General features: G+C 67.5%; 20 protein-coding genes. 14 read left to right on the top strand and 6 right to left on the bottom strand.

Going from position 1 to position 24,465, the window contains the following annotated elements; genetic code table 11:
* Positions 1-43 precede the first annotated feature (43 nt).
* Both A5766_RS12190 and A5766_RS12185 read left to right on the top strand, forming a co-directional pair.
* Positions 44-430, top strand: a complete 387-nt coding sequence (locus tag A5766_RS12190; protein ID WP_064863732.1) for a hypothetical protein — start codon at positions 44-46, stop codon at positions 428-430.
* 138 nt (positions 431-568) lie between these two features.
* Positions 569-1,360, top strand: a complete 792-nt coding sequence (locus A5766_RS12185; RefSeq protein ID WP_005203682.1) for a ParA family protein — start codon at positions 569-571, stop codon at positions 1,358-1,360.
* Between the two features lie 16 nt (positions 1,361-1,376).
* On the opposite strand, the gene A5766_RS12180 is transcribed toward A5766_RS12185, so the two are convergent.
* Positions 1,377-2,678 (bottom strand): Rv3212 family protein, encoded by a 1,302-nt coding sequence (locus A5766_RS12180; protein WP_197501443.1) that lies wholly within the window; start codon positions 2,676-2,678, stop codon positions 1,377-1,379.
* Between the two features lie 38 nt (positions 2,679-2,716).
* Positions 2,717-4,336: a DEAD/DEAH box helicase gene (locus tag A5766_RS12175; RefSeq protein ID WP_064863715.1), complete on the bottom strand. Its 1,620-nt coding sequence runs from the start codon at positions 4,334-4,336 to the stop codon at positions 2,717-2,719.
* A gap of 347 nt (positions 4,337-4,683) precedes the next feature.
* Here A5766_RS12175 and A5766_RS12170 point away from each other — a divergent pair, with 347 nt between their 5' ends.
* The gene (locus A5766_RS12170; RefSeq protein WP_064863734.1) at positions 4,684-5,415 is read left to right on the top strand and encodes a ferritin-like fold-containing protein; all 732 of its coding nucleotides are present in this window, start codon (positions 4,684-4,686) and stop codon (positions 5,413-5,415) included.
* A 211-nt stretch (positions 5,416-5,626) separates the two neighbouring features.
* Positions 5,627-5,857 (top strand): DUF3107 domain-containing protein, encoded by a 231-nt coding sequence (locus A5766_RS12165; RefSeq protein WP_005203675.1) that lies wholly within the window; start codon positions 5,627-5,629, stop codon positions 5,855-5,857.
* Positions 5,858-5,925: 68 nt separating this feature from the next.
* Here the strand turns inward: A5766_RS12165 and A5766_RS12160 are convergent, their stop codons facing one another.
* Positions 5,926-6,573, bottom strand: a complete 648-nt coding sequence (locus A5766_RS12160) for a TetR/AcrR family transcriptional regulator (RefSeq protein ID WP_064863716.1) — start codon at positions 6,571-6,573, stop codon at positions 5,926-5,928.
* Positions 6,574-6,717: 144 nt separating this feature from the next.
* Between A5766_RS12160 and A5766_RS12155 the strand changes: the two genes are divergently transcribed.
* From A5766_RS12155 to A5766_RS12145, 3 genes are all read left to right on the top strand, one after another.
* Complete coding sequence (locus tag A5766_RS12155; protein ID WP_372495529.1) at positions 6,718-7,920, top strand: DUF3152 domain-containing protein; 1,203 nt, start codon at positions 6,718-6,720, stop codon at positions 7,918-7,920.
* A 55-nt stretch (positions 7,921-7,975) separates the two neighbouring features.
* Entirely contained in the window at positions 7,976-9,196 is a 1,221-nt protein-coding gene (gene moeZ, locus A5766_RS12150) for an adenylyltransferase/sulfurtransferase MoeZ (protein WP_064863717.1), read from the top strand.
* A gap of 77 nt (positions 9,197-9,273) precedes the next feature.
* Positions 9,274-10,128, top strand: a complete 855-nt coding sequence (locus tag A5766_RS12145) for a TIGR02569 family protein (RefSeq protein WP_064863718.1) — start codon at positions 9,274-9,276, stop codon at positions 10,126-10,128.
* Between the two features lie 147 nt (positions 10,129-10,275).
* On the opposite strand, the gene A5766_RS12140 is transcribed toward A5766_RS12145, so the two are convergent.
* On the bottom strand, positions 10,276-10,581 hold the full coding sequence (locus A5766_RS12140; protein ID WP_064863719.1) for an MGMT family protein: 306 nt from the start codon (positions 10,579-10,581) through the stop codon (positions 10,276-10,278).
* A gap of 7 nt (positions 10,582-10,588) precedes the next feature.
* A complete protein-coding gene (locus A5766_RS12135; RefSeq protein ID WP_064863720.1) occupies positions 10,589-11,389 on the bottom strand; it encodes an alpha/beta fold hydrolase in 801 nt (266 codons plus the stop codon).
* A 197-nt stretch (positions 11,390-11,586) separates the two neighbouring features.
* On the opposite strand from A5766_RS12135, the gene A5766_RS12130 reads away from it, so the two are divergent.
* From A5766_RS12130 to nudC, 4 genes are read left to right on the top strand one after another with little or no spacing between them, the layout of a single operon-like run.
* Positions 11,587-14,991 carry an ATP-dependent helicase gene (locus tag A5766_RS12130; protein ID WP_197501441.1) on the top strand — a complete coding sequence of 1,135 codons (3,405 nt, stop codon included), beginning with the start codon at positions 11,587-11,589 and terminating at the stop codon, positions 14,989-14,991.
* Entirely contained in the window at positions 14,984-18,481 is a 3,498-nt protein-coding gene (locus A5766_RS12125) for an ATP-dependent DNA helicase (protein WP_064863722.1), read from the top strand. The genes A5766_RS12130 and A5766_RS12125 overlap by 8 nt, the downstream gene beginning before the upstream one ends.
* Positions 18,482-18,536: 55 nt before the next feature.
* A complete protein-coding gene (locus A5766_RS12120) occupies positions 18,537-19,607 on the top strand; it encodes a potassium channel family protein (RefSeq protein ID WP_064863723.1) in 1,071 nt (356 codons plus the stop codon).
* 40 nt (positions 19,608-19,647) lie between these two features.
* Positions 19,648-20,601, top strand: a complete 954-nt coding sequence (gene nudC, locus A5766_RS12115; protein WP_064863724.1) for an NAD(+) diphosphatase — start codon at positions 19,648-19,650, stop codon at positions 20,599-20,601.
* An 11-nt stretch (positions 20,602-20,612) separates the two neighbouring features.
* On the opposite strand, the gene A5766_RS12110 is transcribed toward nudC, so the two are convergent.
* Entirely contained in the window at positions 20,613-20,879 is a 267-nt protein-coding gene (locus tag A5766_RS12110) for a mycoredoxin (RefSeq protein ID WP_049698979.1), read from the bottom strand.
* Between the two features lie 127 nt (positions 20,880-21,006).
* Here A5766_RS12110 and A5766_RS12105 point away from each other — a divergent pair, with 127 nt between their 5' ends.
* From A5766_RS12105 to A5766_RS12095, 3 genes are all read left to right on the top strand, one after another.
* Positions 21,007-23,127, top strand: coding sequence for an ATP-dependent DNA helicase UvrD2 (locus A5766_RS12105; RefSeq protein ID WP_064904960.1), 2,121 nt, complete (start codon positions 21,007-21,009; stop codon positions 23,125-23,127).
* Positions 23,128-23,245: 118 nt separating this feature from the next.
* Positions 23,246-23,533 carry a hypothetical protein gene (locus A5766_RS12100; RefSeq protein WP_064904901.1) on the top strand — a complete coding sequence of 96 codons (288 nt, stop codon included), beginning with the start codon at positions 23,246-23,248 and terminating at the stop codon, positions 23,531-23,533.
* Between the two features lie 172 nt (positions 23,534-23,705).
* Positions 23,706-24,029 carry a WhiB family transcriptional regulator gene (locus A5766_RS12095; RefSeq protein ID WP_039854811.1) on the top strand — a complete coding sequence of 108 codons (324 nt, stop codon included), beginning with the start codon at positions 23,706-23,708 and terminating at the stop codon, positions 24,027-24,029.
* Positions 24,030-24,465: the final 436 nt, after the last annotated feature.

The following is a 24,465-nucleotide window of genomic DNA, read 5'->3' as shown; positions in this document are numbered from 1 at the left end:
AGACGGGCGTGAGAAGGCCGAGACGACGTCGGACACGGACGAGCTGTGTCCGGTTCAGCTACGCGTGGCAGGGGCCATCACGGCGCTCGAGGGTGCCATTGCGGTCATCTTCGCCGTCGTCCTGGTGATCCGTGCGGCTGCGGGCCACCATGAGGCCGCGATCAGCGGATATGGCACCGCGGCCTGGTTCGGAATCATCTTCGGTGGCGTTCTCGTCGGCGGGATCGCGCTGATGCGCGGTCGTCGGTGGGGTCGGGCCATCTCGTTGGTCGCTCAGATCCTGCTCCTCCCGGTTGCCTACTACCTGTTCACCAGCCACCAGGTGGGATTCGCGATCCCCTTGGCGATCGCGGCGGTGGTGACACTTGTCCTGCTGTTCCATCCGGCATCGGTGCGCTGGATCTCGGGCGACATGGACGCTTCTGAGTGAGTGGCGTGCCTCGGAGTAGGCGCTGGACGGGGGCGTCGAAGCGAACTGAGGTATTGATTTCGATCACACGATGGAAATTGTGTGTGACAACCCGGTGCGCTCGAGACGTTGTGATCTGACGGGTCGTAGAGTGATCGCATGACGCGGATGCTGGCGGTAGCGAATCAGAAGGGTGGCGTCGCCAAGACGACCACTGTCGAATCCCTGGGCGCCGCGCTCGCCGATCTCGACGCGTCGGTGCTCGTCGTCGACCTCGATCCGCAAGGGTGCCTTACGTTTTCGTTGGGGCACGATCCCGATCAACTCCAGGCATCGGTCCACGACGTGCTACTGGGTGACGAGGAGATCGCCGACGTTCTCCTCGACACGGCCGACAACGTCACGCTGCTCCCCGCGACGATCGACCTCGCGGGCGCCGAAGCGCTGCTGTTGATGCGGCCGGGGCGCGAGTACGCGCTCAAGCGGGCGCTCGCGGAGGTGGCCGAAGATTTCGACGTCATCCTGATCGACTGCCCGCCCTCGCTGGGAGTCCTCACGCTCAACGGGCTCACCGCGGCCGACGAGGTGATCGTGCCCCTGCAGTGCGAGACGCTCGCACATCGCGGCGTCGGACAACTACTGCGCACGGTCAACGAGGTTCAGCAGATCACCAACCCCAACCTGACGATGCTGGGTGCCGTCGCCACATTGTTCGACGCACGGACGACCCACAGTCGTGACGTCCTCTCCGACGTCTCGGATCGGTACGACCTCCCCGTGATCGAGCCGCCCATCCCGCGGACGGTGCGGTTCGCGGAGGCATCGGCGTCCGGCGCGTCGGTGATGCGTGGTCGAAAGAACAAGGGCGCCACGGCATATCGCGATCTCGCCGAAAACCTCTGGAAGCACTGGGAGGCAGGCGAGGACGTGCGGACCTTCGATCCGAGCTGAGCTTTTGATCCGAGCGTCAGCCCGCGTCGGTGGGAACCAACGCGCGGACCGTCGAGCCGGTTTGTTCGACGACGTTGTTGCCGATGACCCGAAGGCTCGTGGTAGCGGTGACTGAATCGCGCGGGAATGCGATGGAGCCGGTTTCGCGGCCGTTCGCGGGGTCGCGCACGCTGATGCCGGCCCTCGTGGGGAGCAGGAGTGAACCGGCCATCGTCTCGCCGGGCCCCAGCGTCTCCGGTACCTGATAGGTGGGTCGCATGGTCTGGCCGTCGAGCACGACGGTGGCGGCTCCGGTGAAGTAGGTGACAAGTCCCTCGCTGGTCAACGCGACGCTGTCGACGGGCGGTGATTCGGGGCCCTGCACGGTGCTCACCGGTCCTTCGACCCCGTCGGAGTCGAAGACGCGAATCGTGGCCTCGCCGGGCCGCGCGGCGACCTGGCCGGGGGCCCCTGCTCGGTCGGCTCTGCCGTCGTAGACGGCGATCCCCGAACTGCTCATGGCGATCAGCACCGGCGGTGGACCCGAAGTGGTGTCGGTGATCAACGTCGACCCGTATTGCTTGACCTTCTCGTCGCTGTCGAGCACCGCGCCGAGCACAGTGAGCCGATAGCCGGGGTCGTTCTTGCAGCGTTCGATGACTGCGACGCGATCGCCGCTGATGGTGCCGGAGTAGAACCTGCAGTCGACGCGGCCGGGTTGCGTCCCCGGCTTGACCGGGGCGGTGACCCGTCCGTACTCGATTCCGCGCACCAGATTCGATCCCCACGTCTCCAGCCGATGGCTGCCGAGCGCGAGTACGTACCCCGAGTCGGTGACGAGTCTCAGTTCGTCGTCGGCATCGGAGGTGCGCGCGCCCTTGCGCTGCCCCGTCGAGGAGGCCAGGGCTGTCACCTCGGAGCATCCACGCGAGTTGCGGTACACCGCCAACACCTCGTCGGCGCTCGTCGGCCAGGCGGCCGCGGTGGAACACAGCGGGAGATCTCGAGCGTATCGCCACAGTTCACGGCCCGTCGTCGGGTCGTGTCCGACGACGGTGCCGTGGGAGTCGGTGCCGTTGTCTGCGGTGACCACGACAGAGCGGGACATCGCGGGCACGTTCGTCGCGTCCGACGACGCCGTCCACGCGACCCGCAATCCCTGCGGGACCGCCGTCGCGGGCGCGACTTCGGGCGCGGGCGCTGATGCCTGCGCACTGTCGGTGTGGCGGACGGGACTCACCGCCCACACGACGATGCCGACTACGACGACGATCACGACGACGACAGCAGAAATCGCCAGGTCGACGCGTGTGCGTCGTTCGGGGGCGATGCGTGTCACGGGCGCCCCGGGCGCGGTTGGATCACCTCGGTGCAGTCCTAGTCGGCCGTGGCGGTCGCCGGTGTGGAGTCTGCGGCGTGAGTGGTGTTCGCGTCGGAACCGCGGCCCGCGCCTCCGCGTCGACGACGACGCCTGCGCGGCTTGTTCTCGCCGTCTTCGGTCGACGCCGGGTTGTCAGTGTTGGACGCCGTCACTTTGTCTGTATCAGTCGCGTTGCCTGCGTCGGTCGAGGAGTGCTTGTCGCCGTTCGACGCGGCGGCGTTGTTGGAGCCGGACTTGCCGCCTCGGGTGCGACGACGCGTCCGCGAACTCGCGGTGCGCTCGGCGCGGTGGGTGCGCTCGACGCGTTCGCCTTCGGGGCGCTCGCGCTTGGGTGCGGCGACGCGGCCGGTTGCCGACTCGGGGATACCGAGTTCTTCGCGCAGATGGTCAGACGTCGAGTAGGTCTCGGCGGGCTCGGGCACGCCGAGCTTGAGGGCCGAATCGATGAGCTCCCAGCGATGAAGCTCGTCCCAGTCGACGAGTGTGATGGCAATACCGGTGCGACCGGCGCGACCCGTACGACCGATGCGGTGCACGTAGGTCTTGTCGTCGTCGGGGCACTGGTAGTTGATGACGTGCGTGACGTCGTCGATGTCGATGCCGCGTGCTGCGACGTCGGTGGCGACGAGCACGTCGATCTCGCCGGTGCGGAACTTCTTGAGAGCCTTCTCGCGTGCGACCTGACCGAGGTCGCCGTGGACGGCGCCGACGGAGAAACCGCGCTCGGCGAGGTCGTCTGCGACCTTCTGCGCGGTGCGCTTGGTGCGCGTGAAGATCATCGTCGCGCCGCGGCCGTCTGCCTGGAGGATGCGTGCGACGAGCTCTGCCTTGTCCATCGCGTGTGCGCGGTACACGTACTGCGTGGTGCGCTCGTGCACCGCGGAGTCGTTGGCGTGCTCTGCGCGGATGTGTGTCGGACGCTGCAGGAACGTGCGGGCGAGGGTGACGATGGGGCCGGGCATGGTCGCGGAGAAGAGCATCGTCTGCTTCTGCTCGGGCAGTGCAGCCACGATGCGTTCGATGTCGGGGAGGAAGCCGAGGTCGAGCATTTCGTCGGCCTCGTCGAGAACGAGAACGGCCACCTTGCCGAGGATCAGGTGGCCCTGCTGCGCGAGGTCGAGGAGACGGCCGGGGGTGCCGACGACGACGTCGACGCCCTTGTTGAGCTCGGCGATCTGTGACTCGTACGGGCGGCCGCCGTAGATGGAAGCGATGGTGAGGGGGCGCTGCTCGCCGGAGGGGAGCGTGACGGTGAGGTTCTTCGCCGCGACCTCGAGGTCGCCGGTGACCTGCACACAGAGTTCGCGCGTCGGCACGATCACGAGCGCGCGGGGAGTGTTGTCGAGCGGGCGCAGGCCGCTCTCCTCGGCGTGCATCAGGCGGTGCAGCAGCGGAACGCCGAATCCGAAGGTCTTGCCCATACCCGTGCGCGCCTGGCCGATCAGGTCGCTGCCTGCCAGTGCGAGGGGGAGGGTGAGTTCCTGGATCGCGAACGTGTGGGTCTTGCCGTCAGCGATCAACGCGTCGACGATGTGCTGGTCGACGCCGAGCTCGGCGAAGGTGGGGGGAGTGTGGGTGTCGTCGACGATGGTCGTCTGCACGCCGGGTTCTGTCATGTTTTCTTGTGTGCCTTTCGCATCTGTTCCAGCACGCACGAAAAGGCTCCACTGAGAAGGTCACCGCGATCTGACGGCGATGACGTGCAGGTCTCCGCTTCCGGAGCAACCCGAACTGCGAAGGCGTGGGCTCGATGAGTGCGCGCGCAATGTCTGGTGCCCCGCGGTCGGTGTGGATCGTTGCCTACAGGTCGCGCGGTGTCGCGGCGACGATCTCGATGCCGCCCGGATGATCCCATTCAGTGTGTCCATGGGAGTCCTCGGCGTACCAAGATGTCACGGTCGCGTCAGTGCACCGTTGTCAAGTGTACTTGGTGAAGCGATCGCGGCCGACCTACCATCGCCTCATGTCGTCTGCCGCGCCTTCACACGAGTCTTCTGCTGAGTCATCTTCTGGGTCGTCCTCGTCTTCAGGGCCGGCCTCCGCCACGTCGGTCGATCAGGAGGATCCGGCGATCGGAAAGCTCTATTCGGTTCTCCTGGCGGGCGAGTTCGCCGCATTCCACCGGCTGATCGACGAGTCGGCGATGGCGCCCGACGTGCAGGGGCGTATCAACATCGCGCGCATGGTCGCTTCGGAGATCGCGCACTTCGAGAACCTGTCCGAACAGGTGAGCCGATACGGCATCGACCCGGCCGAGGCCGTGGTGCGCTACAGCGGGGTCTTCGACGAGTACCACCGCGTCACCAATCCCAAGACCTGGTACGAGGCGCTGGTGAAGGCATACATCGCCGACGGCCTGGCAGCCGACTTCTACGCTGAGGTCTCCGGTGCGCTGCCCGCGGGACCTCGCGCGGTGGTCGCCGAGGTGATGTCGGCGACGGGGAGTTCGGCGTTTGCCCGCGACGAGGTGCGCAAAGCCATCGACGCGAACCCGGCGCTGCGGTCGCCGCTCACGCTGTGGGGACGTCGCCTGCTCGGCGAGGCCATCACACACGCACAGTGGGTGCTCGCGGCTGAGGAGGAGGTCACCGACCTGCTCTTCGCGGGCGCGGCGTCGTTGCAGGGCATGGCGGGATTCTTCGACGTCGTCGCCGACCGACACAGCGCACGCATGGCCGACCTCGGCCTCGGCTGAAAGCCTCCGATCCGCCGGTTGTTCGGGTTCGTTCGCTGTCAGCGGAGCGGGTGTCCGTGTCGATCAACCCTGCACTAGCCTTATGCCGAAGGCATGCGGCGCTCGAGAGATCGGGCGCCGGAGTCGTGCAAGACGAGAAGTCGCGCGCGGCGACTCGCCTCACACATCAGTCGCGCGAGCTCCGCGCGACATCGCCAACGGAAGGGTGGCCATGTCCGTCGAAGTGAAGATCGGCATCACCGACAGCCCGCGAGAACTGTCCATCCAGTCGACGCTCAGCGGCGACAAGGCATTGGCCGCTGTGGAGTCCGCCCTCTCGGGCAAGGAGTCGTTGCTGTCGCTGACCGACGACAAGGGTTCACGGTTCCTGATCCCGGTCACCAAGATCGCCTACGTCGAGGTCGGCAGCTCGGAGACGCGTCGCGTCGGATTCGGGAGCTGATCGCCCGAGAAAGCCAGTCCCGGCCCCCGACGGTCCTATCGACCGGAGGGGGCCGTCGGCATATCGCGCTACTCGGCGGTCCCGGATTCGCCGTGTTTCGGCACGTGCGACAACCCGCCCCAGAGCAGCGCGACCGTGGTGTCGACCGCTTCGCTCTTTGCGATGGGGCGCTTGGCCTCGAGCCAGTACCTGGCGTTGACCTGACTCGCGCCGACCAGTCCGGCCGCGAGCATCCGTGACCGGTACGGGTCGAGTCCTGAATCGTGCATGACGAGCCCGTAGACGGCGTCGACGCAAGCCTCGGTCGCGCCCTCGACCCGACGGATCACCGCGGGATCCAGGGCGTCGGACGAGAAGATCAGGCGATAGCCGGAGTTGTCCTCGTCGATGAAATTGAAGAATGCAGCCACCGCAGCCCGTACGCGTTGGCGGTTGTCGGTGGTGGTGAGCAACGCGTTGTTCACGTCGGTCACGAGCTTCTCGGCGTGCGAGTCGACGACCGCGATGTAAAGGTCGAGTTTTGACGGAAAGTGTTGGTACAGAACGGGTTTACTGACTCCTGCGTGGACGGCGATCTCGTCCATGCCCGCAGAGTGGTAGCCGCGTTCGACGAAGATCTCGCTGGCGGCGTCGAGGAGTTGTCGCCGCCGTGCGCTGCGGGGCATCCGGGTCCCGTTTCTGGTACCCGATGACGATGCGTTGGCGCTAGGTGGCATGGATATAGGGTACTCGGGCCTCCCCGCAACGTGACCGGGGTCGCACCCTTTGTCGACTGTCCGGTGTCGCGCAGGTGGCTTACTGGTGGATGGGTGCCGTTGGCCTCCCCGGATTGAGAGGGTACCTGTGAGAAAGTTGTCCGTGTGAGCCACACAGACAGTGGGCCCGAACAGTCGGGGGACGACGTCGACCCATCCCGTCGGGGCGGCGCATCGACACGTCGGGTCAGGGCAGGGGACGCGGTGCCGCGTGCTGCGCGTGAGTCGCGTTCGCAGCAGCGGGCGGCGCGATCATCGGTCGAGGACACCACCCGGATCGAGACGATCCGGACCGGCGCGACGCCGCACTCGGGTCCGGGGTCCAAATCGGGTGCACGTCCGCGGTCGCGGCCGCTGCCGGATCAGCCGCTGCGTGCGCGTTGGGATCCGACCGACGACAACGGCCGGGCAAGGGTCGACCGCGACGCTCAACCGGAGCGGAAGAAGCAGAGCGCACTCGGTCGTTTCGTGTCCACTTACGGGTGGCGCGCCTATGCCATTCCGGTCCTGATCATCCTCACCATCGTGCTGATCGTGGTGACCGTACGCGACGACGATTCGAGCTCGGACGCGTCGAGTTCCGACGTCACGCCCGCGGCTCAGCGGAATACCAACGTCACCAAGGAGACCAAGCCGGTCGGCGCCCCGACATCGTCCATCAAAGACGTCTCGCTGCCTGCCGGAACGTTGCCCGACGGGGGGCCGTACACGCAGCAGGGTGAGAAGACCTTCCACGTCGTCCCCGGTTCCGGAAAGCAGATCGGTACCGGACCGCAGGTGTACACATACACAGTCGAGGTGGAGGACGGCGTCGCGCCGTCGGATTACGGCAGCGATCGCACGTTCGGCAAGATGGTCGACGCCACGCTCGCCAACAGTCGGAGTTGGATCGGCGACGGCAAGGTCGCGTTTCGGCGCATCGCCGACGGCGAGCCGGATCTGCGGATCTCGCTCAGTTCACCGGGCACCGCGCGGGAACTGTGTGGATACCAGATCAAACTCGAGACGTCGTGCTTCTATCCGCCTGACAAGCGGGTGACCATCAACGAGGCCCGCTGGGTGCGGGGTGCGCTCTCCTACGAGGGCGACGACGTCGCGTATCGGCAGTACCTCATCAATCACGAGGTCGGCCACGGCATCGGCTACGAACACCACGAACCCTGTAAGCACAACGGTGCTCTCGCGCCGGTGATGATGCAGCAGTCCTTCGGGGTCGCGAACTCCCAGATCATGGCGCTCGACCCCGACATGGAGGCCGACAAGACCTTCGTGTGCAAGCCGAATCCCTGGCCGTTCCCCGACAGGTGAGGCCCCGCGTGTCGCGGCCGTCGGGAATGCCCGTGTGAGGCGAGTCGTTGTCTCGATGAGTTGGTTTTCCTTTCAGACGGTTTTTCTACACGGAGGCGTCCACGTGTCCCTGCCACCGCTTGTCGCGCCAGCGGCAGAACTCTCCAATGACGAAGTAGCCCGCTACAGCAGGCACCTGATCATTCCCGACGTCGGGATGGACGGTCAGAAACGGTTGAAGAACGCTCACGTGCTCGTCATCGGTGCCGGTGGTCTCGGTTCGCCGACGTTGCTCTACCTCGCGGCAGCGGGTGTGGGAACCATCGGCATCGTCGAATTCGACGTCGTCGACGAGTCGAACCTGCAGCGACAGGTCATCCATGGGCAGTCCGACATCGGTCGGCCCAAGGCCGAGAGCGCACGTGACTCGATCCAGGAGATCAACCCCTACGTCACCGTCAACATCCACGACGAACGCCTCGAGCCCGAGGGCGCGATCGAGCTGTTCTCGCAGTACGACCTCATCATCGACGGCACCGACAACTTCGCGACCCGCTACCTGGTCAACGATGCCGCGGTGCTCGCGCACAAGCCGTACGTGTGGGGATCGATCTATCGATTCGAGGGCCAGGCGTCGGTGTTCTGGGAGGACGCACCCGACGGACGCGGCATCAACTATCGCGACCTCTATCCGCAGGCGCCGCCGCCCGGGATGGTTCCCTCCTGCGCGGAGGGCGGCGTGCTCGGCATTCTGTGCGCGTCGATCGGCTCGATCATGGGTACCGAGGCCATCAAACTCATCTGCGGTATCGGCGAGCCCTTGCTCGGTCGTCTGATGGTCTACGACGCATTGGACATGACCTATCGCACCATCAAGATCCGCAAAGACCCTGAGGGCGAACGCATTTCCGGACTCATCGACTACGAGGAGTTCTGCGGTGTGGTGTCCGACGAGGCCGCGCAGGCAGCCGACGGGTCGACGCTCACTCCGCGCGAGCTCAAGGAGCGTCTCGATTCCGGCGAGAAGCTGGCGCTGATCGACGTCCGCGAGCCCGTCGAATGGGACATCGTGCACATCGACGGTGCCACGTTGGTCCCGAAGGGCGACATCCTCTCCGGCACGGCGCTCGCGCAGATCCCGCAGGACCGTCCGACGGTGCTGTACTGCAAGACCGGTATCCGGTCGGCCGAGGCGCTCGCCGCGTTGAAGCGCGCGGGTTTCGCCGACGCCACCCATCTGCAGGGTGGGGTCACCGCGTGGGCCAACCAGGTCGACAAGGAGCTGCCGGTCTACTGAGCGTCGTTCGTCGCAAGTCCGGCGCGCCACGCGTCGCTGCAGCAAATACGACGTTGCGCTCGGTAATCTCTGCAGACGTGCAGAATCCGCAACCGCCCGATCACGTGCTCAACACGTTCGGGCTCACCTCTCACCCGCCCATCGCCATGGGCGACACCTGGGTGGGCGGCTGGCGGGTCGGCGAGGTGGTGCTGTCCCTCGTGCCCGACCACGCGCGGGCAGCCTGGTCGGCGTCTGTGCGCGAGAACCTCTACGTCGAGGGTCTGCGCATTGCGCGACCGTTCCGCGCGACCGACGGGCGGTACGTCGTGTCGGGGTGGCGCGCGGACACCTACATCGCCGGATCTCCTGAACCCCGACACGACGAGGTGCTCGCCGTCGGTGACCGTCTGCACGAGGTGCTCGCCGACCTCGAACGTCCACGCTTTCTGTTGCAGCAGCCCGCGCCGCCGCACACCGACGTCGACGTGTTCGCCGCGGCCGACCGCGCCGCCTGGGAGGACGTGCCGTTGCGTTCGGCGCGCGCCGCCGGAATGACCGAACCGACGTCCGACGACGGCAGGCGCAGCGTCGACATGCTCAAGACACTCGGGACGCTACGCAAGCCAGTCGACGTGCCGTCGCAGGTGGTGCACGGCGATCTGTTCGGCACTGTCCTTTTCGCGGGTGCGGCCGCCCCCGGCATCACCGACATCGTGCCCTACTGGCGTCCTGCTCCGTGGGCGTCGGCGGTCGTCGTCGTCGATTCGCTCGCCTGGGGTGGAGCCGACGACGACTTGGTGCAGCGATGGTCCGATCAACCCGAATGGGCGCAGATGATGTTGCGCGCCACCATGTTCCGGCTCGCGGTGCATGCACTTCACCCGCGCTCGACTGCCGGCGCGCTGCCGGGGCTTGCGCGGGTCGTCGACATCGTGCGGATGATGCTCTAGCGGCGATCTCGGCCGCATATCTGGCTCCGCGCCGTGAAGATGTGTGTCCAATCGAAGGATGTGTTTGCTGCAGCAACCACATCCTTCGATACGACACACATTTGCGCTAACGGATCGTCAGTCCGGAGCGGCAGACTCGGGAGCACGTCACGGAGGTGAGATCTCCCAGCGGCAGTCACGCAGCGCGACGCGGTCGTCGCGGATGGGTACCCCCTCGGCGCGTAGTCGTTCCAGTTGACGCGTCGCCAGGTGTGCCGCGGGGCGCCCCGACGCAGGAACAACCCGATGCCACGGGAGGTCGGCGGTGTCGGTGCGCATGATCCAACCGACGATGCGCGGCGACGAGAGCCCCGCTGCGGCCGCGAGGTCGCCGTAGGTGCTCACCTGGCCTACCGGGATTGCCGCGACCAGCTCGCGCACGGCTTCGACGTCGGCCTCGCTGATCGGAGCCAACGACTCCTCACCTGCCTTCGGGGAGGAGACCTGCGCCCTCGCGGATGAGTGTGGCGCACAGGTCGGGCTCGAGGAACGGCACCATGTGTGCGCAGTCGGCGTGGTGGACGGCGACGCCCGGGCGTTCTGCTGCGCAGGCGTCGAGGAATGCGCGACCGACGAACGGAGGGTCGACGCGGTCGGCGACGACGACGTCGGTCCCGACGCCTCGCGGTGGCAGGACGAACGGTCGGGCCATCTCGCTCCACGCCGTCGCCGCGGCGGGTGCGCTGATCCGCCACCCGACCCGGCCGTGTGGACGGTCGACGAGATGCTCGTCGAGTTCGCGGTCGAGGTCGTCGGTGGGAACCTCGGCCCATCCCTCGGACAGCTTCGCGGCGCGCGCGGCGTCGGCGTTGGCGTAGTCCCAGTTGTCGAGACTGTCGGTCGAGACTTCGAGCGCGAACACCGGGTCGAGGCCCTGTGCGGGGTCGAGAAGGATGAGCCGACGGACCTGGTCGGGCATCCGGGCTGCCAGGCGTACGGCGATGGCACCACCGAACGAGTGACCGACCAGCACGAACGGTTCGTCGGCGCCGAGCTGTGTCTCGACAGCGGTCGCGACGGCGTCGACATGGTCGTCGAGGCCCCACGGTGGCCGCCACGGCGACCTGCCGTGCCCGAGGAGATCGGGTGCGATCACGCGGAGCTCGGGAATGCTGCTCGACGCGAAGTGTTCCCATCGTCGGCCGTGGCCGGTGAGACCGTGCAGTGCGACGACCGACGGGCCGTCCGGAGGGCCGAAGACGTAGGTATGCAGTGGAGCCATGAACTCATCATGCCCCGCGCCGTATGCGTTCGGGGTGCGCCACCCCGGCTGCTCGTCCGGGTGGGGAAGTCGTCGGAACGGGTGTCGGAGGCGCGTGATTCGATGGACTCGTGGCTCGACGACAAGGGGGACCGGGACCGTCCCGGACTCAGGCACCCCGCACACGCTCTCGTGAGGGGCAGGGTGGCGGCACGGCTATGCGCACCCATCTCGTCGCATCGACCACCGGGCCCGACGGTGCGCAGGGGGCCGCGCAGCCGAGGGTCTGGCCCGCGCAGGTGCAGGCTGTGATCGACGGTGAGGCACCTGCCCCCGGCGACGGCTCGGGCTGGCAACCCTGGCGGGTGCACGGCGGGCCCGGAACCGGCAAGACGTCGCTCGTCGTCGACGCCGCCGTCGCGCGGTTGCTGTCTGCCGACACGGACCCGGAGTCGATCCTCGTGCTCGCGTCGAGCAGGCGCGCGGCGGTCGCGCTGCGCGAACGGATCACCCGCAGGGTGTTGGCGGCGTCGGGTGGCTTCGGAACAGGTGCAGGCGGTGCGTTGCGCGAACCCCTCGTCCGCACGATCCACTCGTACGCGTTCGCCATCCTGCGGTTGCAGGCGAGCGCGCACGGCAATCCGCCGCCTCGTCTGATCACCGGTTCGGAGCAAGACGTCGTGCTGCGGGAACTGCTCGCGGGCGATATCGAAGACGGTGCGGGCTACTGGCCGAAGTTGCTGCGTCCCGCGCTGGGCACCGACGGCTTCGCGCAGGCACTACGCGACCTCATGATGCGGGCCGCTGAACGTGGCGTCGGCCCCGAAGAACTCGCGTCGCTCGGCCGCGCACACCGGCGTCCCGAATGGATCGCCGCGGCGCGCGCGTATGCACAGTACGAGCAGAACATGCTGTTGCGCGGGGCCGTGGGGCTCGCGACTCCCGGTGCGTCGGCGCCCGCGGTCGACGCCGCAGAGCTCGTCGGGTCGGCACTGTCGGCGTTCGCGACAGATCCCGAGCTTCTCGCGGGGCAGCGCAGTCGCATCCGGCACCTGATCGTCGACGACGCGCAGCACCTCGACCCGCAGGCCGCAGAACTGGTCCGACTCGTCGGCACCGGAACCGAATCGACGATCATCGCCGCCGACACCGACCAGTCGATCTTCGGTTTCCGTGGTGCGAGTCCGCGTTTCGCCGACGGACTGGCCGATCCGGGGTCCGAACGCGACATCGTGTTGAGTGAGAACTTCCGCTCGCATCCCGACATCGGCGAGGTCGGCCGCGCGCTCGCATCGCGGCTCCCCGGTGCTCGGCCGCATCCTTATCCACGCGCGTCGGCAACCGCGGACGACGAGGCCGCCGCGGCGGTCAGGGTGTTCTCGTCGGCAGCCAAGGAGGCCACAGCCATCGCCGACCTGCTGCGTCGTGCCCATCTGTTCGAGGGTGTCCCGTGGTCCGACATGGCGGTCATCGTGCGATCGGTCCATCTCGCATTGCCCGCGCTGCGGCGAGCGTTCCGATCCGCGGGCGTCCCGCTCACGACGCCCACCTCCGATCTGCCGATCCACCGGCAACGGTCCGTCGCGGCGCTCATGACGGTGCTGTGCGCGGTCGCGGCGCGCTCGGACGCAGCTGAGGAAGCTCCTTCTCCCGACGAGACGTTCTCCATCGACGACACCGTCGCGTTGCTGACCGGCCCCATCGGAGCTGCCGATCCGGGCGCGATGCGCCGGCTGCGTCGTGGTGTGCGAAGGTGCGACGAGAAGGCGGAGCGGGCTGCGTCGTCGGCGGGAGACGCCGCGGGTGTGACTGCAGCGCAACGTGATTCGCTGACATCGTTGCGGGAGGCGCTGCTCGACGGCGAGGTTGCGCAGCGCTACCTGCGCGCGCTGTCCGACGCCGAAGCCGCGCCGTTGCGCCGTGCACTCGACGTGATCGCTGCGGCGTTGCGCGCTCATCGTGCCCGACGCGGCGTCGAGGAGACGCTGTGGGCGGCATGGCAGGCGAGTGGGCTCGAGCGTCGGTGGGTCGGCAGTGCGATCCGGGGCGGGCCCGCGGGTGAGCAGGCCGACCGCGATCTCGACGCGATGATGGCGATGTTCGAGGCGGCAGGCGACTTCGCAGACACCCTCCCGTCTGCCGGTCCCGCGGCATTCGTGCACTACCTGAGCCAGCTGCAGATCCCGCGTGATTCCCGAACCGCCTCTGCGGCAGCCGATTCCGTGACTGTGCTGTCCGCGCACGCCGCGGCGGGCCGCGAGTGGGAGGTCGTCGCTGTCGCGGGTGTCCTCGACGGGCTCTGGCCCTCGTTGCGAAGTCGGGGCAGCGTGCTCGCCACCGCCGAACTTGTCGATCTGCTCGACGGCGTCGCACCTGACGGGATCGACGTCGTCACGCGTGGTGCCGGGGCGCTGGCCGACGAGCGACGTCTGCTGCTCGTCGCGTGTACGCGGGCGCGGCGTCGACTCCTCGTCACAGCGGTCGAGGACGGTAGTGGCGACGCATCGCCGTCGAGGTTCGTCGCCGAAATCGCCGCGGCTCTCGGCAGCGCGTCCGACACGGACGCGGAGGCGCCGCAGGTCATGGAGGGCGTCGCGCTCGATCCCGGCGTCGATCGTGTGCTGTCGCTTCCGTCGCTGGTGGCCACCCTACGGTCCGTGGTGATCGCCGGTGCGCAGGAGCCAGAACTCGACGATCGCACCAGGGCGGCCGCCGAACTCCTTGCCACACTTGCCGATTCCGACATACCGGGTGCGCACCCGCGTGACTGGTTCGGTCTGGCAGAGGTGAGCACCGATGCGCCGCTGTGGCGTCCGGACGACGGGCCGATCACGCTGTCGCCGTCGAATATCGAGAGTCTGAGTAGGTGCTCGTTGCGTTGGCTGCTCGAACGCAACGGTGGGCGCGACGGCGATGCGACGCCCGCGATCGCGGGCAGTCTGGTGCACACGCTGGTGCAGGCGGTTGCGGGCAACATCGATCCGGCCGAGGTGACCGGCGCGTTGCGCGACATCTGGGAGCGCGTCGACACCGGAGCCGCGTGGTATTCGGCGCACGAGCTGGAACGAGCCGAGGAGATGCTCACCAATTTCCGTGACTGGCTGCGTATTTCGCGCGATGACCTGCGCGAGCGTGGTGTCGAATCGGCCATCGACGCGACGGTGCCCGGCGTCGACGATGATCCACCGGTTCGGTTGCGCGGTCGCGTCGACCGGCTCGAGGCCGACTCGGCGGGCAGGCCCGTCGTCGTCGATGTGAAGACCGCGAAGACCGCGGTGTCGCGCGCCGATGCCGAGGAGCACGCACAGCTCGCCGCCTACCAGGTGGCGCTTGCGCACGGCGGTGCGGCGCAGTTTCCGCCCGACGCCGACGGCACCCTCGAACCCGGGGGTGGGCGCTTGGTGTTCGTGTCGGCGAACAATGCGTCGACGGGCGCGGCCGAGCGTGTCCAACCTCCGCTGACGCCCGAACTGCTCGACGAGTGGATCACCGTGGTGCGGTCGGCGGCCAAGGCGAGCGTCGGGCCGGTGTTCGACGCGACGCCCAACCCCGGCTGCGGACACTGCGCATTGCACACGAGTTGTCCCGCCCAGTTGCGTGGCAAGGCGGTGATCGATGACTGACGTCGATGTGAGGCGCGCGCGTGTCTCCGCGACCTCGCTGGCCGCCGCGCTCGGATTGCCCCTACCGACAACCGAACAGGTCGCGGTGATCGAGGCGCCGCTGGAACCGCTGCTCGTGGTCGCCGGTGCCGGTGCGGGCAAGACCGAGACCATGGCGTCGCGGGTCGTGTGGCTCGTCGCCAACGGAATGGTCTCACCCGACGAGATCCTCGGACTCACGTTCACCCGCAAGGCGGCCAGCGAACTCGGGGCCCGCATCCGGCGTCGACTCTCGATGCTCGCGGGGTCGCCAGCCCTGGTGAACTGGGACCCCGACGGCATGCTGGCCGCACGGCTGCGTTCCGCCGATCCCGAGGTGAGTACCTATCACGCGTACGCGGGCAGGCTCATCGCCGATTACGGGCTACTGCTGCCCGTCGAACCGAGTTCGACGCTGCTGAGTGAGACCGAGCTCTGGCAGCTCGCGTTCTCGATCGTGTCGAACTGGACGGGGCCGCTGCACACCACCAAGGTGCCCTCCGGCGTGACCGAGGCCGTGCTGCGGTTGCACGGCGAGATGGCAGAACACCTCGTCGATCTCGACACGTTGACCGCATGGGGCGACGATCTGCGGTCGATGGTCGATACGTTGCCGCCCGGTCCGCGGCAGCGTGCGGCACCGAGCAAAGACCTCATCAAGATCCAGGAGGTCATCGACGAGCGTCGCGAACTGCTGCCGATGGTGGCAGCGCTGCGGGATGCGATGCGTGAACAGTCCGCTCTCGACTTCGGCAGTCAGATGTCGCTGGCCGCCCAACTGGTGCAACGCAATCCGGATGTCGCGGCGGGCGAGCGGCGCTCGTTCCGGGCCGTGCTTCTCGACGAGTACCAGGACACGGGTCATTCGCAACGCATCCTGTTGTCCACGCTGTTCGGCGGTGCGGCTACGAAAGCGTCCGGAGGCGAACGCATTCCGACGGTCGCTGTCACGGCGGTCGGCGATCCGATCCAGTCCATCTACGGCTGGCGCGGCGCGTCGGCGGCGAATCTTCCTCGCTTCACCGCCGATTTCCCGCGCTCAGACGGCAAGCCGTCGGAACGACTCGAATTGCTGACGAGCTGGCGTAACCCCTCACACACGCTCGAGCTGGCGAACCGGACGTCGGAAGAGTTGCGGCGCAGAGGAATTCCGGTCAGTGTGCTGCGTCCGCGACCCGACGCGCCGTCGGGGACCGTCTCGATGGCGCTCACCCCGACGGTCGTCGACGAGCGGGCATGGGTGGGTGAGGCCATCGAACGCCATTACCGTGACGCCGAGCGTGACGGCGTCGACCCACCGACCGTCGCGATCCTGGTGCGTCGCAACGAGGATTCGGCACCGTTGGCAGCAGAACTCGAGAGTCGGGGAATCCCGGCCGAGGTGATCGGTATCGGCGGGTTGCTCCATGTACCGGAGATCGAGGACGTCGTCGCGACGCTGCGGTTGATGGCCGATCCGATGGCCGGGACCGCGGCGATGCGGCTCCTGACCGGCGCGCGTTGGCAGTTGGGCGCAGCCGACATCGCCGCACTGTGGCGCCGTGCCACAAACCTCGCCGCCGACGCCATCGCTGCGTCCGGTGGTGCGGTCACCAGCCGCGAAGAACTCGATGCCGCGCTCGACGCCGTGCTGCCGACCGAGGTCGTCGACCGTGCCGGAATCGCCGACGCCGTCGTCGATCCGGGCGATCCGGATGCGTACACACCGCAGGGATACGCACGTATCCGGGCGTTCGGCGCGCAGCTGGAGGCGCTGCGCAGGCGCATCGGCCAGCCGCTGCCCGAGCTCGTCGCCGACGTCGAGAACACGATCGGTGTCGGCATCGAGGCTCAGATCAGGGCCCGTCGCATGCGTGGCGCGATCACCGGCCGCGAACATCTCGATGCCTTCGCCGAGTACGTCACCGCGTACGCCGACCGTCCCGGCGCGAATCTGCCCGGCCTGCTGGCCTTTCTCGACACCGCCGAGACCATCGAGAAGGGACTCGAGCCCGGCCGGATCGAGGTGGCCGAGCAACGTGTCCAGATCCTCACGGTGCATGCTGCCAAGGGCCTGGAGTGGGATGTCGTCGCCCTGCCGCACGTCGCCGCACGGATCTTTCCCGGCGGGCGGGCCGATACGACGTGGATGCGCAGCGCCAAGGAACTGCCGGGGCCGCTGCGCGGCGACCTCGCGGAGCCGGGGACGGGGGAGGGTTTCCCGACCTTCGACCTCGCAGGCGCAGGCATCAGCAACCGCAAAGAGCTCGCCGAGGCGCTGACACTACACAAGGAGGCGATCGACGAGCGTCGGTTGGAGGAAGATCGTCGACTCCTCTACGTCGCGTTGACGCGAGCGCGCCACGATCTGCTCGTCTCGGCGCATCACTGGAGCGAGACCGGCGACAAACCGCGTGGCGGGTCGGAATTCTTCGACGAGCTCGTCGCCATCGTCTCCGATGCCATCGCCGACCCTGCCGTCGATTCCGAGGGCCTCAGCATCGACGAGCTCGCCCCGCCGCCGGACGACGGTGCGACGAACCCGTTGGCCGAACAGGTCATTCGCGCGCCGTGGCCCGCGGATCGGCTGGGTGCGCGCCGCGAGGGAGTCGACGCGGCCGCCCGACTCGTCCTCGACGCGGTCGCCGCGCGCAGCGCTCCGGCGCTCTTCGACGCGCCCGCGGGTGATGTCGCCGGGTCGGGCGCGACGGCGGAAGATCCCGAGGTCGCGGAAGAATCTGAGATCGCGGAAGAATCTGAGATCGCGGAAGAACCTGAGATCGCGCAGTGGAGAGCGGAGGTCGACGCCCTGCTCGCCGAGCACCACCGAGGCAACCAGGCCTTCGTCGACGTCGCACTCCCGACGCACCTGTCGGTCAGCCAACTCGTCGAACTCGACGCGGACGAAAGGGAATTCGCACGGCGACTCCGCCGTCCGACGCCGTTTCGGCCCAATCCGACGGCACGCCGCGGTACCGCTTTCCACGCATGGGTGGAGCGGTGGTTCGGTGCGACGCGGCTGCTCGATATCGACGAACTACCGGGTGCCGCCGACTCGTCGGCCTCGCCCGACGCCGATCTCGACGCGCTGCGCGAGGCGTTCCTGGCGTCGAAGTGGGCGTCGCGGAATCCCAGCGAGGTCGAGGTCCCGTTCGAGACGGTCATCGGCGACACGGTGATCCGCGGCCGGATCGACGCGGTGTTCGCCGAGCCCGACGGCTCGTGGGTCGTCGTCGACTGGAAGACGGGTGCGGTACCCGGTGGTCGGCGTGACGGGGCCTCGAAGGGCTCGACCGTCGGTGGCGCGCAACGAGAATCCGTCGACATTCAGCTCGCGGCGTACCGGATCGCGTGGGCGCAGCTCGCAGGTGTTCCGGTGGAGCGGGTGAGCGCTGCGTTCCACTACGTTCGGCACAACTACACGCTCGAGCCCGAGGTGTTGCCCGACCATGACGATCTCGTCGCGCTGCTCGCGCGAGAGTCGGATCAGTGATACACCTCCCGGATGCATTAGATTCACACCCTGTGAAGCAAAAGTGGTTCGGCTGATGCGCGGACGCGGATTCCGACGTCGATGGCGGGGCGAGGAGCTGTCCGACGGCCCCGACTACGCGCTCGTCGGCGTCGTCCGTATTCCGGAGCTCAAGCAGAGTCCGGCTCGCGCCATCGGGCGTCGGGTCATCTTCGCGGTAGTCGCGCTGTTCTTCACGGCCGTTCTCGTCTACGTCGACCGCAGCGGATACCGCGACGTCCAGGAGAACCCGCTCTCGTTTCTCGACGCGATGTACTACTCGGCCGTGACGCTGTCGACCACCGGTTACGGCGACATCACACCGTTCACTCCGTCGGCCCGACTGATCAACCTGCTGATCATCACCCCGCTGCGCGTGCTGTTCCTGATCGTGTTGATCGGAACGACGCTCGAGGTGCTCACCGAGCGGTCCCGCCAAGCTCTCAAAATCCAGCGCTGGAGGAACAACTTGCGCAACCACACCGTCGTCATCGGGTACGGCACCAAGGGTCGCACCGCGGTCGACGCGATGATCGGCGACGGCATCAAGCCGGCCGAGATCGTCGTCGTCGACAACAATCCGGGAGTCCTCGAGCATGCGGAGGCCGACGGTCTCGTGACCGTCCGCGGAGACGCCACCAAGTCCGATGTGCTGCGGCTGGCCGGTGTCGCGCACGCCGCCAGCATCGTCGTGGCCGCCAATCGCGACGACACCGCCGTTCTCGCCACGCTCACGGCGCGCGAACTCAACCCGCGCGCGAAGATCGTCGCGTCGATCCGGGAGTCGGAGAACACGCACCTGATGCGGCAGTCGGGTGCGAACTCGGTGGTCGTGTCGTCGGAGACGGCGGGCAGGCTCCTCGGTATCGCGACCATGACTCCGTCGGTCGTCGAGGTGATCGAAGACCTGCTGACTCCCGACGCGGGGTATGCAATCGCCGAACGCGAAGTCGATCCGACGGAAACGGGTGGCTCACCCGCCCACACCCGCGACATCGTCCTCGGCGTGCTGCGTAACGGTGTGCTGCACCGTGTCGACGACAGCGAGGTCGAGCAGATCGAGGCAGGCGACCGCCTGCTGTACGTCCGCAAGGGCGCGGGCGACTGAGGTTCGCCACCGGCGAGTGAGTCGGGGTAGAACAGTCTTCATGGGCGCCTTTGTCTTCGACCAACCGCCGCTGCTGTCCCGGGGCACGTTCAACCGTGCCGACGAGGTCCGCGACGAACCCGACCGTATGCTCGCAGGCTGGCCGACTGCGCGCGTACTTCGCATCGATACGGGCGGTCGCTATCCCGTTGAGCCAGACGGGGCGCTGCGGTGGGTCAGCAGTTCGGAGTTCGGAGACGAGCCGCCGGCCGACGCGGTCTTCCTCGCACACACCGACACCGACCTGTGGACGATCAGGGTCGAAGGACTCGATGGCAAGACCGCCGATCCTCGACGTGGAGCCTCCCGACTCGACGCCGACGAGGCCGGACTCCTCGCCACCGCGCTCGGCATCTTGAATTGGCATGCGACAGCCCGGTTTTCGCCGGTTAATGGCTCGCCCACCGTCCCTGCGCGTGGCGGTTGGGTACGTCGAAATCCGGAGACCGGCGTCGACGAGTTCCCGCGCACCGACCCCGCGATCATCACCGTCGTCCACGACGGCGCCGACCGAATCCTGCTCGGACGCCAGGCCGTCTGGCCCGATCGGTGGTACTCGACGCTCGCGGGCTTCGTCGAACCGGGAGAGTCGTTGGAGCAGTGCGTGATCCGTGAGGTCCACGAAGAGGTCGGGATCACCGTGAGCGAGCCGCGCTACCTGGGATCTCAGCCGTGGCCATTCCCCAGATCACTGATGCTCGGCTTCTCCGCGCTCGGCGACCCCGACGAGCCGCTCCAGTTTCTCGACGGCGAGATCGGCGACGCGCAATGGTTCACGCGCACCGAGGTGCTCGAGGCCCTCGACCGTGGCGACGAATGGCTGCGGGGCATGCCCGAACCCGACAATGCCGGAGGTGCTGGGGCCGACGGCGAGGACGCCCCTCGGCTCCTGCTGCCCGGCTCGATCTCCATCGCGCGGGCGCTGGTCGAGGCCTGGGCGCGCACGCCCGCCTGACCGGGTCTGTCTCAGACGCCGAGCTTCTTCTTGACGTCGGTGATCGACGGGTTCGTGGCGGTCGTGCCGTCGGCGTACTGGACTGTCGGAACCACGTGGTTGCCACCGTTGACGCTGCCGACGAACTCGGCGGCGTCGGGGTTGCGCTCGATGTCGATCTCGGTCCACTCGAGGCCCGAGCTGCGTAGGGCCGTCTTGAGTCGCGCGCAGTAGCCGCACCACGACGTGGTGTACATCGTCAGCGCGGCGGGGGTCTGGTTTTCAGATGTCTCGCTCATGGCATCCACAACACGAACTCGTCGGCGCGTGTTCCCGGCCTGTCCTCGACGGTGAGGTGTGGCGCGCTTGTGGACAGCGGCGAGCGGGCTCGCGGCGGCGTCGTATGGGGGTGCCATAGTGGAACCCGTGTCCGACAGCCCCTCACCGCCCCGCGCCGCACGTGACCGCAGCATCCTCGACGGACTCGACCCCGAGCAGCGGGCCGCAGTCCTCGCGCCGCGCGGTCCGGTGTGTGTGCTGGCGGGTGCGGGTACCGGCAAGACACGCACCATCACGCGACGCATCGCTTATCTGATCGATCAGGGGCAGGTCAATCCCGGTCAGGTGCTCGCCGTGACGTTCACGGCGCGGGCTGCGGGGGAGATGCGCGGCAGGCTGAGGTCGCTCGGCGTTGGCGTCAGCGGTCCAAGCGTGTTGGCGCAGACGTTCCACGCTGCGGCCATGCGCCAGCTCCGCTACTTCTGGCCGCGCGCGTTCGGCAGTGCGTCGTGGGAGCTGCTCGACAACAAGTTCCCACTTGTCGGACGTGCGGCACGCAAGGCCGGACTCGACAGTTCCACCGACACCGTGCGCGACCTGATGTCAGAGATCGAGTGGGCAAAGGCCTCGCTCATCGGACCCGAGGACTACGTCGCTGCCGTCACTCGTGCCACCAGAGAGACGCCCGCACCCGCCGCGCAGGTCGCCAAGGCGTTTGCCGCCTACGAGGACGCCAAGGTCTCACCAGACGGCGACCGCCTCCTCGACTTCGACGACCTCCTCATCTACATGACGACGATCATCGAGTCCGACGCCGGGCTTGCCGACGAATTCCGTTCGCGCTACCGGTGTTTCGTCGTCGACGAGTACCAGGACGTGACGGCGGTGCAGCAGGGTCTGCTCGACGCCTGGCTTGGTCCCCGCGACGACCTGACCGTGGTCGGCGACGCCAACCAGACGATCTACACGTTCACCGGCGCCACGCCGAAGTACCTTCTCGATTTCGGCCGCCGATTTCCCGACGCCACGCTCGTGCGCCTCGAACGCGATTATCGGTCGACGCCGCAGGTGGTCAGCCTCGCCAATCGGGTGATCGGGGCCGCGCGCGGACGGATCGCCGGGACAAGACTGCAACTGATCGGACAGCGCGACGCCGGCCCTGAACCCGAGTTCGCCGAATACGACGACGAGCCGAGCGAGGCGTCGGCCGTGGCGTCGGCCATCAAGCGTCTGATGAACTCGGGCATACCCGCCTCCGAGATCGCAATTCTCTACCGGATAAACGCACAGTCGGAGAATCACGAGCAGGCGCTTACCGAAGCGGGCATCCCGTACCAGGTGCGTGGCGGCGAGGCGTTCTTCACCAGGGCCGAGGTCCGTCAGGCCATGCGGCAGCTCTCGCTCGTGGCGCAGCGGGGAATCCGCGACGACGTCGAACTCACCACGGTGGTGCGATCGGTCCTCGGCGAGCTCGGCATGTCCGACGACGAGCCGACCGGTGCACAGGCGAAGGCCCGTTGGCAGTCGTTGCGTGCGCTATCCGGGCTTGCCGACGACATGCTTGCCGACAACCCCGCCCTGACACTGCCCGAACTCGTCGCAGAACTCGACGCACGGTCGCAGGCTCGGCACCCACCGACCGTCCAGGGCGTCACGCTGTCATCGCTGCACGCGGCGAAGGGTTTGGAATGGGATGCGGTGTTCCTCGTGGGACTGACAGAGGGATCGCTGCCGATCAGTCAGGCCATCAAGGGATCGTTCGACGACGTCGAGGAGGAGCGTCGACTCTTCTACGTCGGCGTCACCAGAGCCCGCGAACACCTCCACATCTCGTGGGCGATCGCCCGCAACGAGGGTGGTCGTGCGCGACGTCGTTCGCGATTCCTCTCCGACCTCGTGCCCGACGACTCGCCCGCGTCGCGTATCGCGCCGGCGTCGAAGCGAGCACCGCGAAAGGGCCCGACGTGCCGGGTGTGCGGGTCGCGGTTGCTCGATTCGACTGCAACTCTGCTCGGCCGGTGCGCCGATTGTCCGTCGGATCTCGATGAGGGCCTGCTCGTGGCGCTCAAGGAGTGGCGCCGCACCCGGGCGGACTCGAAGAAGGTTCCCGCCTTTGTCGTCTTCTCCGACAAGACATTGCTCGCGATCGCAGAGCAGCGGCCGACGGATTCTGCTGCGCTGGTGTCGATCTCGGGCATCGGTGCCGCCAAGCTCAACGAATACGGCGAAGAGGTCATCGAAATCGTCAAAACCGCAGGTCAAAAATAGGTTGTGCGCTCCACGGCGAACCGAATAGTCTGGTTCGCGTCAGCACGGGAAGGTCACCGGCACATTCATGTGTGCCACGACCCCTCGCGAAACCATCGAGACCGAAAGGAGTGGATCAGTGAACGGAATCGCCAACGCAATCGTGATTGCGAAGACGATCGTCGACGATGCGGCAGCTGCTGTGTTCTTCGAATCGATCGCAGCGATGCCAGATGCTCATCGCATCACGCACCATGCGCCGCGCGCATACGCCGTCAGTGACCACGCCTGGCGTGCTGCAGACCTGCAGCCCGCACCGTGTCTCGGTGCCACCGGTTTCCCACCGGCAGCACCGGTAGCGAGCACTGCCGCAGCGAAGCGAGCGATGCAGCGGTTCCCCGTACTGACTCGGGATCTCTCCACGTAGGAGGGTTTCGACAGCCACAACGGCCACGGGTGAATCGCACAAGGCGACCCGTGGCCTTTCTCGTGACGGATCACCGAACCACCACACCAGTGGATCGGCGACTCCCATCACGTCGAGGCCGAGGGCCATCGCCACAGACGATGACCAACCTCGAACAGATGTGGAGTACCAGATGACCGTCGAATGTGTTCTGGAGTCCTGTATCTCGGCGGACCGTGAGGTCGCTGCCGGGAACGCGCTGAGTGCCGCACCGGCACTGACCGCTTCGACCCTTCCGTGCCAGGAAGCCGACGCCGACCTGTGGTTCGCCGAAGACCCCCGTGACCTCGAGCGTGCCAAGGCCATGTGCGCCGACTGCCCGCTGCGGGCGCAGTGCCTGCAGGCTGCGCTTGATCGTGCCGAGCCCTGGGGCGTCTGGGGCGGCGAGATCTTCGAGCGTGGTGCTGTGATCGCGCGCAAGCGCCCCCGCGGCCGCCCGCGCAAGACCGCGGCCTGACATGGACGGACACGACCCACGCGGCCCCCGCCTCATGCGACACGACGTCGCAGATGGCGGGGGCCGCGTTGCGTTCTGGTGACCTGCGACCTGGTGCGTGGGTCACCGTCAGGGACGCGCGGTCAGGGTCGCGCGCGAAAGCAGACCGCCCACTCGTTCGTCTCCACCTCGACGTCGCCCGGAAGATGCCGTCCGCGGTCACGAGTCGACGCGCCTCCGCGAAGATCGCGTCCTGGAGTTCTGTCGATGGCACGTGATGCAGCATGGTCAGACATACGACAGCCGTGTAGAGCGAACTCCAGATGCTCCTTGTTTGATCACCACATCATCGCGCAAAGCACGCCGCCACAGGAAGACTCGGTCAGCGTGGGTAGGTGGTGATGGTTTCGCCTGTGCGGGTGCTGGTCCAGGTGATGGAGAGGTCGGTGTGGATGGT

This window comes from Gordonia sp. 852002-51296_SCH5728562-b, from assembly GCF_001665475.1.
Taxonomy (GTDB): domain Bacteria; phylum Actinomycetota; class Actinomycetes; order Mycobacteriales; family Mycobacteriaceae; genus Gordonia; species Gordonia sputi.
Note: the sequence above shows the minus strand (reverse complement) of the source record. Positions and strands in the feature narration are given on the sequence as shown.